11 protein-coding genes are annotated in these 12,621 nt (G+C 72.5%); 6 read left to right on the plus strand and 5 right to left on the minus strand.

Going from position 1 to position 12,621, the window contains the following annotated elements; all coding sequences use genetic code 11:
- Positions 1-33 precede the first annotated feature (33 nt).
- Positions 34-2,040, plus strand: a complete 2,007-nt coding sequence (locus tag ACS3YM_RS15770; RefSeq protein ID WP_439937378.1) for a M4 family metallopeptidase — start codon at positions 34-36, stop codon at positions 2,038-2,040.
- 464 nt (positions 2,041-2,504) lie between these two features.
- On the opposite strand, the gene ACS3YM_RS15775 is transcribed toward ACS3YM_RS15770, so the two are convergent.
- Positions 2,505-4,466 (minus strand): M3 family metallopeptidase, encoded by a 1,962-nt coding sequence (locus ACS3YM_RS15775; protein ID WP_439937379.1) that lies wholly within the window; start codon positions 4,464-4,466, stop codon positions 2,505-2,507.
- 63 nt (positions 4,467-4,529) lie between these two features.
- Between ACS3YM_RS15775 and ACS3YM_RS15780 the strand changes: the two genes are divergently transcribed.
- Together ACS3YM_RS15780 and ACS3YM_RS15785 are read left to right on the plus strand one after the other, a co-directional pair.
- On the plus strand, positions 4,530-5,372 hold the full coding sequence (locus ACS3YM_RS15780; protein WP_439937380.1) for an aldo/keto reductase: 843 nt from the start codon (positions 4,530-4,532) through the stop codon (positions 5,370-5,372).
- A 71-nt stretch (positions 5,373-5,443) separates the two neighbouring features.
- The gene (locus ACS3YM_RS15785; protein ID WP_439937381.1) at positions 5,444-6,667 is read left to right on the plus strand and encodes an MFS transporter; all 1,224 of its coding nucleotides are present in this window, start codon (positions 5,444-5,446) and stop codon (positions 6,665-6,667) included.
- On the opposite strand, the gene ACS3YM_RS15790 is transcribed toward ACS3YM_RS15785, so the two are convergent.
- Positions 6,648-7,181 (minus strand): hypothetical protein, encoded by a 534-nt coding sequence (locus tag ACS3YM_RS15790; protein ID WP_439937382.1) that lies wholly within the window; start codon positions 7,179-7,181, stop codon positions 6,648-6,650. The genes ACS3YM_RS15785 and ACS3YM_RS15790 overlap by 20 nt on opposite strands.
- Before the next feature lie 104 nt (positions 7,182-7,285).
- Between ACS3YM_RS15790 and ACS3YM_RS15795 the strand changes: the two genes are divergently transcribed.
- From ACS3YM_RS15795 to ACS3YM_RS15805, 3 genes are all read left to right on the plus strand, one after another.
- Positions 7,286-8,092 carry a hypothetical protein gene (locus ACS3YM_RS15795; protein WP_439937383.1) on the plus strand — a complete coding sequence of 269 codons (807 nt, stop codon included), beginning with the start codon at positions 7,286-7,288 and terminating at the stop codon, positions 8,090-8,092.
- A gap of 109 nt (positions 8,093-8,201) precedes the next feature.
- Positions 8,202-8,504 (plus strand): hypothetical protein, encoded by a 303-nt coding sequence (locus ACS3YM_RS15800; protein ID WP_439937384.1) that lies wholly within the window; start codon positions 8,202-8,204, stop codon positions 8,502-8,504.
- Positions 8,501-9,442, plus strand: a complete 942-nt coding sequence (locus ACS3YM_RS15805) for a hypothetical protein (protein ID WP_439937385.1) — start codon at positions 8,501-8,503, stop codon at positions 9,440-9,442. Before ACS3YM_RS15800 ends, ACS3YM_RS15805 begins: the two co-directional genes overlap by 4 nt.
- On the opposite strand, the gene ACS3YM_RS15810 is transcribed toward ACS3YM_RS15805, so the two are convergent.
- The 3 genes from ACS3YM_RS15810 to ACS3YM_RS15820 are packed head-to-tail and all read right to left on the minus strand — an operon-like array spanning position 9,439 to position 12,617.
- Positions 9,439-10,734, minus strand: coding sequence for an MFS transporter (locus tag ACS3YM_RS15810; RefSeq protein ID WP_439937386.1), 1,296 nt, complete (start codon positions 10,732-10,734; stop codon positions 9,439-9,441). The two genes, ACS3YM_RS15805 and ACS3YM_RS15810, sit on opposite strands and share 4 nt — an antisense overlap.
- 45 nt (positions 10,735-10,779) lie before the next feature.
- Complete coding sequence (locus tag ACS3YM_RS15815; protein WP_439937387.1) at positions 10,780-11,682, minus strand: sucrase ferredoxin; 903 nt, start codon at positions 11,680-11,682, stop codon at positions 10,780-10,782.
- On the minus strand, positions 11,679-12,617 hold the full coding sequence (locus ACS3YM_RS15820) for a cupin domain-containing protein (RefSeq protein WP_439937388.1): 939 nt from the start codon (positions 12,615-12,617) through the stop codon (positions 11,679-11,681). Before ACS3YM_RS15820 ends, ACS3YM_RS15815 begins: the two co-directional genes overlap by 4 nt.
- Positions 12,618-12,621 lie beyond the last annotated feature (4 nt).

A 12,621-nucleotide genomic window follows, 5' to 3' on the forward strand; every position in this document is an offset into this window, starting at 1 on the left:
CCCACCGGCTCGAACTCTTCGATTGGACACCCAGTGAAATCAACTCGCCTGGCCGCCCTGGCCGGTATCGCTGCGACAGCCGTCGCCGCGTCGTTCCTGGCACCGACCGCCACCCCGGCCGACGCCGCACCCTCGGCGGGCAACCCCCGTCTCGAGGCCCAGCAGGCCGCCAGCGCCTGGGTGAAGGGCCACGGACACGCGCTCGAACGCGCGTCGCAGGACTCGTTCGTGCGCACCGGCACCTTCGAAGGCGACAACGAGATCTACTCGATGGCCTACGAGCGGACCCACGAAGGCCTGCGTGTGGTCGGTGGCGACTTCGTCGTCCTCGCCAACGCAGCAGGCCAGGTCGTCGGGACCTCCGTCGCGCAGGAGTCGCCTGTGCAGATCGGCAGCACCACCGCCGAGATCACCGCCGACCGCGCGTCCACGGTCGCCCAGGGCCTGCTCGACCAGGGCGCAGCGGCCTCGACCCCCGAGCTGGTGATCTGGCACCGCGACACCGGCACCCGGCTCGCCTACGAGGTCGAGGTCCGCGGCACCGACAAGGGCGAGGTGTCCTGGCAGAAGGTCTGGGTCGACGCCGTCTCCGGCAGGGTCCTCGAGTCGCGCGAGCAGATCGCGCACGGCTCCGGCACCGCGGCCTACTCCGGTCCCAACCCCCTCTCCATCGCCACCAGCGGCTCGGGCAGCAGCTTCACCATGACCGACCCCAGCGCCACCACGCTCAAGTGCCAGGACGCGGCCACCAACACCACGTTCAGCGGCACCGACGACCTCTGGGGCAACGGCGTCGCCACCAACAAGGAGACCGGCTGCGTCGACGCGCTCTACGCCGCGCAGCAGATGAAGTCGATGATGTCGTCGTGGCTGGGCCGCAACGGCATGAACGGCTCGGGTGGCTGGGTGCCGGTCCGCGTCGGGCTCAACGACGTCAACGCCTACTACGACGGCACGCAGGTCCAGATCGGCCACAACAACGCCAACGAGTGGATCTCCTCGATCGACGTGGTGGCCCACGAGTTCGGCCACGGCGTGGACGACAAGACTCCGGGCGGCATCTCGGGCGGCGGCACGCAGGAGTTCATCGGCGACGCGCTCGCGACGGCCACCGAGTACTACGACGCGCAGCCGTCGCCGTACGACGTGCCCGACCACACCATCGGCGAGGAGATCAACCTCGTCGGCCAGGGCCCGATCCGCGACGGCTCCAACCCGGCCAACGTCGGCGACCCGGCCTGCTACACCAGCTCGATCCCGACCGCCGAGGTCCACGCGGCCGCCGGCCCCGGCGACCACTGGTTCTACCTGCTCTCGCGCGGCGGCGTCTCGAAGTGCGACGGCACCTCGGTCACCGGCATCGGCGAGCAGGCGGCGATCAAGGTCCTCTACAACGCGATGCTGATGAAGACCACGGCGTCGAGCTACCTCAAGTACCGCACCTGGACGCTCACCGCGGCCAAGAACCTGGACAGCACCTGCGCCCAGTTCAACGCCGTCAAGAACGCCTGGGACGCGGTCAACGTGCCGGCCCAGACCGGCGACCCGACCTGCGGCGGCACCACCACGCCCCCGCCGACCGGCGGCAACATCCTCGGCAACCCGGGCTTCGAGTCCGGCGCCACGGTGTGGACCGGCAACACCGGGGTCATCACCACCAACACCGGCCGCCCCGCCCGCACCGGCTCGTACAAGGCGTGGCTCGGTGGCAACGGCACCACCAGCACCGAGACGATCAACCAGTCGGTGACCATCCCCTCCACCGCGACGGCGGCCACACTGTCGTACTGGATCCGCACGGACACCGCCGAGTCCGGCTCGACGGCGTACGACAACATGCGGGTGCAGGTCGTGGACGGAGCCACCGTCACCACGCTGCGCACCTTCACCAACGTCGGCACCAACGCGACGTACACCCAGTACTCGCACGCGCTGACCGCCTACAAGGGCAAGACCGTCACGATCCGCTTCACCATGACCGAGGACTCGTCGCTGCAGACGAGCTTCGTGGTCGACGACACCGCGCTCAACGTCTCCTGAGGCAGCGCAACCCCTGACGGGGCGGGGCAGCACTGCTGCCCCGCCCCGTCGTGCGTGGCGGCCCGTCCCACGTCCAGGGTGGCGGCATACGACATCCGGCGCCGCCACCCTGGCGGCATACGACATCCGGCGTCGCCACCCTGGCGGCATACGACATCCCGCGTCGCCACCCTGGCGGCATACGACATCCCGCGTCGCCACCCTGGCGGCATACGACATCCCGCGTCGCCACCCTGGCGGCGTACGACATCCCGCGTCGCCACCCTGGCGGCGTACGACAGCCGCAGCGGTCACCCTGGCGGCATACGACATGCAGCGAGGCGAACTCGGTGTCGTATGCCGCCACCCACAGGCGACCGACTGTCGTATGCCGCCACCCAAGGCGGACCGACTGTCGTATGCCGCCACCCACAGGTGACCGACTGTCGTATGCCGCCACCCCCAGCGGGCAGACGAGGCAGGTCCTACTCCGCCAGCCACGCCGCCCAGGCGTCGAAGGAGTAGGGCCGGCCCAGGAAGTCGGCGACGAGGTCGGCGGCGTCCTTGCGCCCACCCATCGCGAGCACCTTGTCGCGGTAGGCGTGGGCGACGTCGGCGGCGAACATGTCCTCGGTGTCGAAGGCGGAGAACAGGTCCTTGGCGATCACCAGGGACCACATGTAGGTGTAGTAGCCCGACGAGTAGCCGTCGAGGTGGCCGAACGCGCAGTGCATGTGCGCTCCCTCGAGCGGCGGGAACACCGAGTAACGGCGCTGGAGCTCGTCGCCGTAGGCGGTGAGGTCGTCGTGCGGGCCGGCGTGGAAGTAGTAGGAACGGGCGGCGTACGACATCTGCTGCGCGGCGTTGAGCCCCTTGCCGAAGTGGTCGGCGCGGCGCATCGCGGCGACCAGGTCGGCCGGGATCGTCTCGCCGTCGGCGGTGCGCGCGAAGGTGGCGAGGACGTCGGCGTCCCACGCCCACTCCTCCAGCATCTGGCTGGGCGCCTCGACGAAGTCCCACTCGGTCGCGACGCCGGAGAAGCGGACCCACTCGCCCCGGCCGCCGAGGACGTGGTGGACGAGGTGGCCGAACTCGTGGAACAGCGTCACCACCTCGTCGTGCTCCATCAGCCCGCGGCTGAAGTTGCACACGAGGACGCCCTCGGCGAGCTGGGCGCCGGCGACGCCCTTGACCATGTCGAACTGGGCCGCGTGCTTGAACTTGCCCTCGCGCGGGTGCAGGTCGAGGTGGATGCGCCCGATGCGGCGCCCGTCGAGGCCCACGTCGTAGCTGGCGACGTCCTCGTGCCAGGTCCCCGCCTCGTCCTGCGCGACGGGGGTCCACTCGAGGCCGAAGAGCCGACCGGTCACGTCGAGCAGGCCCTGTCGGACCTGCTCGAAGGGGAAGTAGGTGCGCACGACCTGCCCGTCGACGTCGTACTGCTCGCGGCGCACCAGCTCGGAGTAGTAGCGCGAGTCGTAGGTGGTGACGACCTCGGCGGCCGGGTCGTCGACGCGCTTGCGCTCGAGCAGCACGGCGAGCTCCTGGCCGGCCCGCTCGGTGGCGGCGTCGCTGATCCGCTCGATGAAGTCGGCGATCGCCTGGCCGGTGCCGATCATCTTGACCTCGGTGTCGAAGTCGGGCCACGAGCCGTAGCCGAGCAGGTCGGCGGTCTCGCGGCGCACCGCGAGCAGGTCCTGGAGCACCTGGTCGTTGGCCGGCCAGGCGACGTTGTTCTGGGCGAGGGCGAGGTCGCGGCGGGCCTCGGCGTCGGCCCCGAAGGTCATGAACGGCACCAGGTCGGGGTAGTCGGTGGTGATCGTGACCAGACCCTCGTCGTCGACGGGGTGGGCCTCGCGGTAGTCGTCGGGGAGGCCGGCCAGGCGCTCGGGCGCGATCCGGATCGAGCGCACGTCCTCGCGGATGTGGCGGCCGAACTCCTGGGACAGCTTGACCCCGTGCTCGCTGAGCTCGCGCAACCGGTCGCGGGTCGCGTCGTCGCGGTCGACGCCTGCGCGGCGGAAGTCGCGCAGGGTGTGCTCGAGGACCCGGCGGGCGTCGTCGTCGAGACCCTCCGTCCCGGACGCGCCGAGCGCGTCGAAGACGGCGAACAGGTCACGGTCCTGGCCCAGCTCGGTGACGTACTTCTGGACCTGCTGGCTCAGCTCGTCGGCGCGGTCGCGCACGGCCGCGTCGGGGTGCACCTCGGCCCACAGCGCCACGGCGTCGGCGTTGGCGATCGCGGTCTCGGCGCGGTTCCACGCCGCCAGCACCTCCTCGGCTCCGGTCGAGCCCGTCTTCACCTCCGCGACGAGGCGTACGGCCTCGGCCAGCTCGCCCTCGCACCGCTGTCCCACCCACGCGAGCCAGTCACCGGCCCCCGGGAGGTCGATCGGCGGGTGCGCGTCGGTGGCGGTCGAGGGCTGCGTGTGGGTGTCGTGGGTCACGTCCCGAGACTAGGCCCCGGAGTCCAGCGGAATACCTCGCGGAGCGGACGCGTAGGCACCTGTATGACTGTTCCGAACCTCCTGCTCCACGACGGCACGTCCATCCCGCAGCTCGGCTTCGGCGTCTTCCAGGTGCCGCCGCCCGAGACGGCGGCAACGGTCACCCAGGCGTTCGAGGTGGGCTACCGCCACATCGACACCGCCCAGATGTACGGCAACGAGGCCGGGGTCGGCGAGGCGATCCGCGCGTCGGGCCTCGACCGCGACGAGCTCTACATCACGACCAAGCTCAACAACTCCTTCCACCGCTCCGAGGACGCGCGCCGCGAGGTCGACGCCTCCCTGGAGCGGCTCGGACTGGAGCAGGTCGACCTGTTCCTCATCCACTGGCCGCTGCCCACGCGCTACGACGGCGACTTCGTGCAGACCTGGCGCGCGTTGATCGAGGCGCAAGAAGCCGGCAAGACGCGAAGCATCGGCGTCTCGAACTTCCAACCCGCCCACCTCGACCGCATCATCGACGAGACCGGCGTCGTGCCGGTGGTGAACCAGGTCGAGGTGCATCCCTACCTCACGAACGAGGAGGTCCGGGCGGCGAACGCCAAGCACGGCGTGCTGACCGAGGCGTGGTCCCCGATCGCGCAGGGCGCCGTGCTGGACGACCCCACCATCGGCGAGATCGCCTCCGCCGTGGGGCGTACCCCGGCCCAGGTCACGCTCCGCTGGCACGTCCAGCGCGGCGACATCGTCTTCCCGAAGTCGATGAGCGTCGAGCGGATGCGGGAGAACTTCGCGCTCTTCGACTTCGCGCTCTCGCCCGAGCAGGTCGAGGCCATCTCCGGCCTCGACCGCGGCGAGGACGGGCGCACCGGGCCGAACCCCGACACGTTCGACTGGATCCCCTGAGCCGTACCTCGCCGAGCGGTGTGCCTCGCGCCGGATCCATCCTCGAGCGACGGGGCTGAGAGGATGATGCGGTGACCTCGGGGACCGCGACGGAGTTCCGCTTCCGCGACATCTGGCTCGTGGCCTACGGACCCTCGATCGTCTCCGCGATCGGGCACGGCGCGATGATGCCGGTGCTGGCACTGCGGGCGCGCGACCTGGGTGCCGACGTCAGCACCGCCGCTGCGATCGTGGCGCTGATCGGCATGGGCCAGCTCGTGGCGAGCCTGCCCGCGGGCGCGCTGGTGGCTCGGGTCGGGGAGCGTCGCGCACTGGTCGGGGCGGGGTTCCTCGACGCGGTGGCGATGGCGTTCGCGGCCCTCACCGACTCGGTGGCGGCCCTGGCGGCCGCCGTGCTGCTGAGCGGGGTGTGCTGGACCCTGTTCCTCATCGCGCGGCAGGGCTTCATGATCGACGTCGTGCCGGTCTCGCACCGGGCGCGGGCGATGTCGTTGCTGGGCGGCTCCTACCGCGTCGGTGTGCTGGTCGGTCCGCTCATCGGCGCCGGACTGATCCGGCTCACCGACCTGACCAGCGTCTTCTGGCTCGGCGCCGCGATGTCGGTCTGCGCGTCCCTGCTCGCGGCCACGATGCCCGACCTCGGCGAGGAGAAGCGGGCGGCGACCAAGGCGTCCGGCGGGCACCTCCCCGTGTGGACGGTCATCTCCTCGCACCGGCGCGTGCTGGCGACGCTCGGGACCGCCGTGGTGATCCTCGGCATGAGCCGGTCGCTGCGGCTCAGCCTGCTGCCGCTGTGGGCCGACCACCTCGGCCTCTCGGCCTCGACGACCTCACTCATCTTCGCCGGCGCCGCCGCCCTCGACGTCGCCTTCATGTGGCCGGGCGGCTGGCTGATGGACACCCGCGGGCGCATGGTCGTCGCACTGCCGGTCGTGCTGTCGATGGCCGTGGCCAGCCTGCTGCTGCCGCTGGCAACCGCGACCTGGTCGGTGGCCCTCGTGATGGCGCTCATCGCGTGCGGCAACGGCCTCGGGTCGGGGATCGTGATGACCCTCGGTGCCGACGCCGCGCCCGCAGAGGGCAGGCCGCAGTTCCTCGGCGCGTGGCGGTTGTGCGGCGACATCGGCAACACGGGCGGACCGCTGCTGGTCAGCGCGGTCGCGGCGGTGGCGCCCCTCGCGACCGCCTGCCTCGTGGTCGGCGCGCTCGTGCTGGGCGGGGCCGGCTGGGTGGGCTACTGGACCCGCCGGGTCGACGTCGCCCGTCAGGCGGCGCTCAGCCGACCGTCACCGTGATCTCGTTGGACACGACGTCGGAGTCGGTGTCGACCACGCGGAACTTGTTGGGCCCGACCCGACTGGTCTGGACGTAGGTCCCGAACGTGCCACCGCTGACCGACATGGTCACCGGGAAGTCGGACCAGGCGCCGTTCTCGAAGCGCTGCACCTGCAGGATCGCGCCCTCGCCGGCCTGGTAGGTGCCGGTCAGGTCGATCTGCTGCATCGGGCTCACCGACTGCTGCACCGCGGTGAGCGAGATGCCCGTTGCCGGCGCCTCGGAGGTCGGCTCGGTGCCGGTGCTCGGCTCGACCGCGTCGTCGGGCTCGGGGATCGAGCTCCCGGTGTCGCTGGGCCGGGGCAGGTTGAACGTCGCCGGGGTTCCGCTGTCGTCGCTGGCACTCGAGGTGTCGCCGATGCCGGTGGCCTTGACCCCGACCATCACGGCAAGGCCGCCGAGCAGGCCGATGACCACGGCGACGCCGACCAGGGCGATGAGGCCCGTCAGGACGGGACGGTTCTCGGTGTCCATGGAGACCTTTCGACCGGGAGCGGGGGCCTCGTCATTGTCCGGGATGGCCGGTTGCATGGCCAACCAGCGCCTGCCTCCACCCGGCCGTCCGACAGGATGGGGGCATGCAGTCACCGTTGCGACACGGCAGGGCAGCCCTCGGCACGACCATCGCCGGAGGCGCGCTGGCCGCGCTGTCCCAGGCCCCCGAGCGCGCCTCGCGCCTGCTGCGGCACCGCTACCCGACGGTCGCGGTGACCGGGATGACCGGCGTGGGCAAGACCCGGCTGGCGGACCGGCTCTCGCGGCGCGCGAGCGCCCAGTCGTCCGCCGAGGAGGGCCAGGAGGTCGGCTCGGCCGTGATGGAGCGGCGTACGCGGCGCAACGCGCGGCTGCGCGGCTACCGGTTCCGCGTGGTGCCCGGCGAGAACGCCGCGACCCGCCTCGGCGCGCTGGACGAGGTGTTTCACGACGAGCCGGTCGACGGCGTGCTGCACGTGGTCGCCAACGGCTACGCCACCCCGCGTCGTACGGGCGGGACCAGCGGCGCCGCCCTCGCCTCCCGCGAGGAGCAGCTGGCCGCCGAGCTGGAGGACTGGGCGATCACCGCCCACCGCATCGCCAGCATGGCGGTGCGCCGCGACCGCCCGACCTGGCTGGTCGTCGCGGTGACCAAGGCCGACCTGTTCGCCGACGACATCGACGCGGCGGTCCACTACTACTCCCCCGGCAGCGGCTCCCCGTTCGGCGACAAGCTCGACGAGCTGCGCGCGCTGGCCGGTGGCGCCAAGCTCTCGATCGACGTGCTCCCGGTGTGCGCGAAGGGCAGCGGCAAGAAGTCGTCCGGCACCTCCGGGCTCTCGGACAAGGAGTGCACCGACCTCGTCGGCCGGCTGGAGCTGCGGCTGGCGCAGCTCAGTGGCCACGTCTGAGCCCGCGCCCTCGTCCTGACGGCCGGGCCGGTCCAGACCGCGGCGGAGCGATAGTTCACAACTTCACGACTTCTGGTTTCACGGACGTCCACCGGGGCACAAGACCGCCATGAGGCCGATCGCGATCAACCAGCGGGCGCTGCGGACCGCCAGGGAAGAGCTGGACTCCGCCCGCGAGGACCTCCGGTCGGCCCTCGGTGACGTCGACCACCCGGCCGACGACTTCCCCTGGCGCGACCTGGTGGTCGAGGGCGTGCGCAGCCTGGTGCAGGACGCCGAGGGCATCACCAGGAAGTGCCGCGCCATCTCGGCGGCGATCGACGACTCGATCATCGACTTCGACGAGCTCGACCTCATGGTCGGCGAGGCGGCCCAGGTGGCCCTCAGGCTGGACCAGGTGGACCCGCGATGACCAGGGTCGTGGTCGACCCGATCGAGGTGCAGCAGGACGGGCTCCAGCTCGGCGACCCGATCGGCTGCCACTACCACTGGCTCGAGCCCGATGCAGTGGACTCCTACGGCGACTCCGTGCGCCGGCTGGCCGCCAAGGTCGAGCTCGCCGCCGACGGCTTCGAGCGCACCGCGACCCTGTCCGAGGAGGTCTTCGCCGGGGAGGCCGCCGACGCGTTGCGTGCGCGGGCCGGGCGCCGCCACGAGGAGTCGGCGCTCGTGCGCGACAACCTGCGCGGCCTCGGCCGGGCCATCAACGCCTACTCCGACGTTTTGCGTCGCCACCGCGAGGGACTCGAGCAGCTCCGTGGGTTCGCCGCCTCGCAGGCGCTCGAGGTCCGCGACGACCGCATCTGGCCCCCGGTCGAGACGATCGCCGGCGACGCTCCGCAGAAGGAGGTCGACGCGTGGGAGCGCGCTTGGAAGGCCTACCGCGAGTGCTTCGAGGCCAAGATCGAGCTGCGTGACGCGCGCCGGGCCGGCACGCGCGAGCTCATCCGGGCGCTCGCCGACTTCGCCGACGTCCACCCCGACCAGGACGGGGCGGGGCTCGTCGCGGCCCACGCCTACCAGGTGAGCTTCGGCGAGCTCCGACGCGACGCCGCCGAGGAGGCGCTGGAGGCCGTCGAGGCCCACGACAGCGTCGACGCCGCCCAGCGCACGGTCGACGGGCTCAAGCGGCGCGAGCAGGGCGCCCTCGGCGACCTCGAGGAGATGGTGCTCGAGGAGCGCCCGCCCGAGGAGATCGAGGCCCAGGCGACGAAGGTCGCCACCATCCACCGCGAGCTCACCGAGGCGCGCGTCGAGGCGCGTGACGCCGAGGCTGCCGCTGACCGCGAGCAGGCCCAGGCCATCCGGGCCGCGCGCCACCTCCGGGACGTCGAGGACCGCCTGGGCTAGGACGTGCCCTCGACCGTTGCGGCCCGGCGCTCGCGCTCCGCGACGGCGTACGGGTCGCTCCGCGCGTCGTAGGACCAGAAGTCCCGCAGCGCCGCCGCGGTCAGCAGCACGCCGCCCACGCAGGCAGCACCGCCACTGACGATCGCTCCCCGCACCGACCACGCGTCGGCGACGAAGCCGGCGCGGGTCTCCCCCACCATCGGGCCCACCGAGTAGGACAGCATCTCGATCCCGGCCAGGCGCCCGCGCATGGTGTCGGGGATGGTCTGGTTCCACACCGTCGAGCGGAAGACCGCGGACACCATGTCGGCCGCGCCGGACAACGCCAGGAAGAGGCAGGCGAGCCAGAAGGACGGCATCAGCCCGGCCACCGCGATGCACGCCCCGTAGAGGCTGGCGGCGATGACGATGGCCCGCCCGTGGTGGTGGACGCGTCCGACCCAGCCGCTCAGCGCGGTGGCGACGAGCGCGCCGACGGTCTCGGCGGAGTAGAGCACGCCGAGCAGCTCGGGACGTGCGAAGACCTCGTGGGCGAGGGCGGGGAACAGCACCACCGGGATCGCCAGCATCATCGCCGCGATGTCGACGACGTAGGTGCCGAGCAGGTCGCGGCGCCGCAACGCGTAGGTCAAGCCCTCGTGGATGCCGCGCAGGCTGGGGGGCGTGGTCTCGCCGTCGTGCGGGTAGGGCCGCATGGCGGCGTACAGGGCGCTGGCGACGGCGTAGCCGGCCATCCCCACGAGGAAGCACCAGCCGACGCCGACGTAGGCGACGAGCAGGCCGCCGACCAGCGGGCCGAGGAGCACGCCGAACTGCATCGCGAAGCTGCTCAGCGCGTTGGCCGCGGCGATCTGGTCGTGCCGGACGGTGCGCGGCTCGAGGGCCTCCCGGGAGGGGCGCTGCATCGAGCTGGTGGCGGCGTAGAGGCCAGCGACCACGAAGATCACCCACACCCGCGGCTGCGCGGAGAAGGCGTTCCACGCGAAGGCCGCCATCAGCACCACCTGGGCCAGGCCCGTTGTGACCAGCAGCCGGCGCCGGTCGACGTGGTCTGCCAGCGCGCCGCCGTAGAGGCCGAAGACCACGAGCGGGCCGAGCTCGACCAGGCCCACCAGGCCCACGAGGAAGTTGGAGCCCGTGAGGTCGTAGATCGCGAACGGCACCGCGACGTAGGCGACCATGCTGCCGAGGTAGAACACGCTGCCCGCGGCGAAGAGCAGGCGGAAGTCGCGGGAGTCGCGCAACGGCGAGACGTCCATCCGCATCGCGCGGATCCGGTCGGTCCAGGTCACGAGCGCCCAGTCTCCCACCCGGGCGGCTCCGCCGCTCGCGAGTTCTCAGGAGGCGTCGCGGACCTCGACCACCTCGTGACGCGGGACCGGGTCGTCCCGGCGGGCCGAGCAGGTGAGCCGGTGCGTCGTCTCGCCCGGCACGCGGCGTACGACGACCTCGCGGGCGCCGTGCCCGGCGACGTCGAACCGGGCGGTGGTCACGTCGCCCTCGACCCGCACGGAGCGGGCGAGGACGTCGTCGAGGCCGGTCAGGTCGAGCTCGCGGCGGATCGCCACGTCGGCGGCCTGGGCTCCCATGGGGAGGTCGGAACGGCCGCGGAAGTGGTCGAGGAGCACCTCACCGGCAGCGGTCGCGTCGGCCACCGCCAGGGCCGACTCCTGGTCGAGCCCGCCGTAGTAGAGGCCGCGCGGCAGCACCACCAGGTTGCCGGCGAAGCGGTCGCCGCCGACGTGCGAGGTCTCCCAGACGCCCTCGGCGTGCGGACCGCCGGCCAGGGCGAGCGCCACGGGCCGGCCGAGCTCGGCGCAGCACGCGTCGTGGCGGCCGTGCGTGCAGACCGCGAGCAGCGGGGCGTCGTGGGGCTCGAGGCCGAGCGAGCGGCCGGCACCCAGTGCGCCGAGGTCGAGGTCACGCGCGTCCTCCAGCCCCTCCAGCACCGTCGTCTCGGTCCACGAGTCGGGGCCTGCGGCCCGGCACGCGAAGGCGCGGACCCCGGCGTCGCCCGCGCCACGACCGGACCGCCGGACCAGCAACACCCGGACCCGGTGCCGCCCCGACAGCTCGCGCAGGTGCGCGCCCAGTCCGTCGGGGAGCCGGGCGTCGCGCAGGACGTCGACGCCCCACGGCCCGGCGTGCTCGAGCAGCAGGTAGCTGCGCACCGTGGAGGCCGTCCCGGCGAGGGCGTCACCGCGCTCGCGGCTGGCGGCAGCGCAACGGAAGTCCGTCACCGGACGACCTCGAGCAGCCCTTCACGCACCAGTCGCCGGCAGAGCACCAGCGCACTCCCGGGGTCGAGCGAGGGCAGGTCGTCGGGCGTGAGCTCGACGTGCGAGGCGACGTGCTCCAGGGCCGGGCGGATGCGGGACGGCACGCGCAGCACCCGGTCACCCAGCAGCACGCGCACGGTGTCGCCGTCGCCGTCGACCAGCTCGCACGGATGCCCCGCGCGGCGCCGCAGCCGGGTGTCGCCGACGAGCCCGCGGGTGAGCGCCTCGCGGTCGAGCAGCGCACCGGACATCCGGGGCGGCCGCTGGCTGAGGAAGCGCTCGACCTGCGCGCGGGCAGCGGCGGGGGCGTCGAGACGGCGTACGGCGTCGGCGACCGCGTCCAGCCGCCCGGCGAGGCCCTCGGACAGCCGGGCGGGGTCGTCGAGGTAGCCCGCGGGGAGGTGGTCGTCGGGCACCTCGTCGAGCACCTCGCGCACCAACGTGGAGACCAGGTCGCGCCAGGTCAGCTGGTTGATCCCGATCGTGAGGTGCAGCGACACGGCCTCCTGGGCGCGGGCCGCGTGCGGCGTGCCGGTCGGGAGGTAGGCCACGACCCCGGGCTCGAGGAGGAGCTCACCGGGCCCGCCCTCGCCGTGGATCTCCCAGAGCTTGGTGCCGTGGGTCTGCAGCACGAAGACGTCGTGGGAGTCGGAGTGGACCGCGAATCCCTGGGCACCGGGCGGCGTCAGGTAGGCGTTGGCCTGGCAGGGGTGGCCGAGCTCGAGCTCGAGGCCGGCGACGAGCTCGGAGACGGCGGGCCAGTAGCGCTGGAGCCCCTGGAGCACGATCGTGGCGCCCTCGTCGTGCAGGCGCATCAGCTTCACCGCGTCGACGAGGCCGGTCAGCGGCTTGCCGGCCAGGCTGCCGCCGCGGGTGAAGGCCGACTCGGGGAGCACCGAG

This window comes from Nocardioides sp. N13(2025) (genome assembly GCF_051912545.1).
Classification (GTDB): domain Bacteria; phylum Actinomycetota; class Actinomycetes; order Propionibacteriales; family Nocardioidaceae; genus Nocardioides.

Coding starts and splice junctions, on each gene's coding strand:
- ACS3YM_RS15795 (WP_439937383.1), top strand. CDS start 7,286: ATGCAGTCACCGTTGCGACACGGCAGGGCAGCCCTCGGCACGACCATC.
- ACS3YM_RS15800 (WP_439937384.1), top strand. CDS start 8,202: ATGAGGCCGATCGCGATCAACCAGCGGGCGCTGCGGACCGCCAGGGAA.
- ACS3YM_RS15780 (WP_439937380.1), top strand. CDS start 4,530: ATGACTGTTCCGAACCTCCTGCTCCACGACGGCACGTCCATCCCGCAG.
- ACS3YM_RS15790 (WP_439937382.1), bottom strand. CDS start 7,181: ATGGACACCGAGAACCGTCCCGTCCTGACGGGCCTCATCGCCCTGGTC.
- ACS3YM_RS15805 (WP_439937385.1), top strand. CDS start 8,501: ATGACCAGGGTCGTGGTCGACCCGATCGAGGTGCAGCAGGACGGGCTC.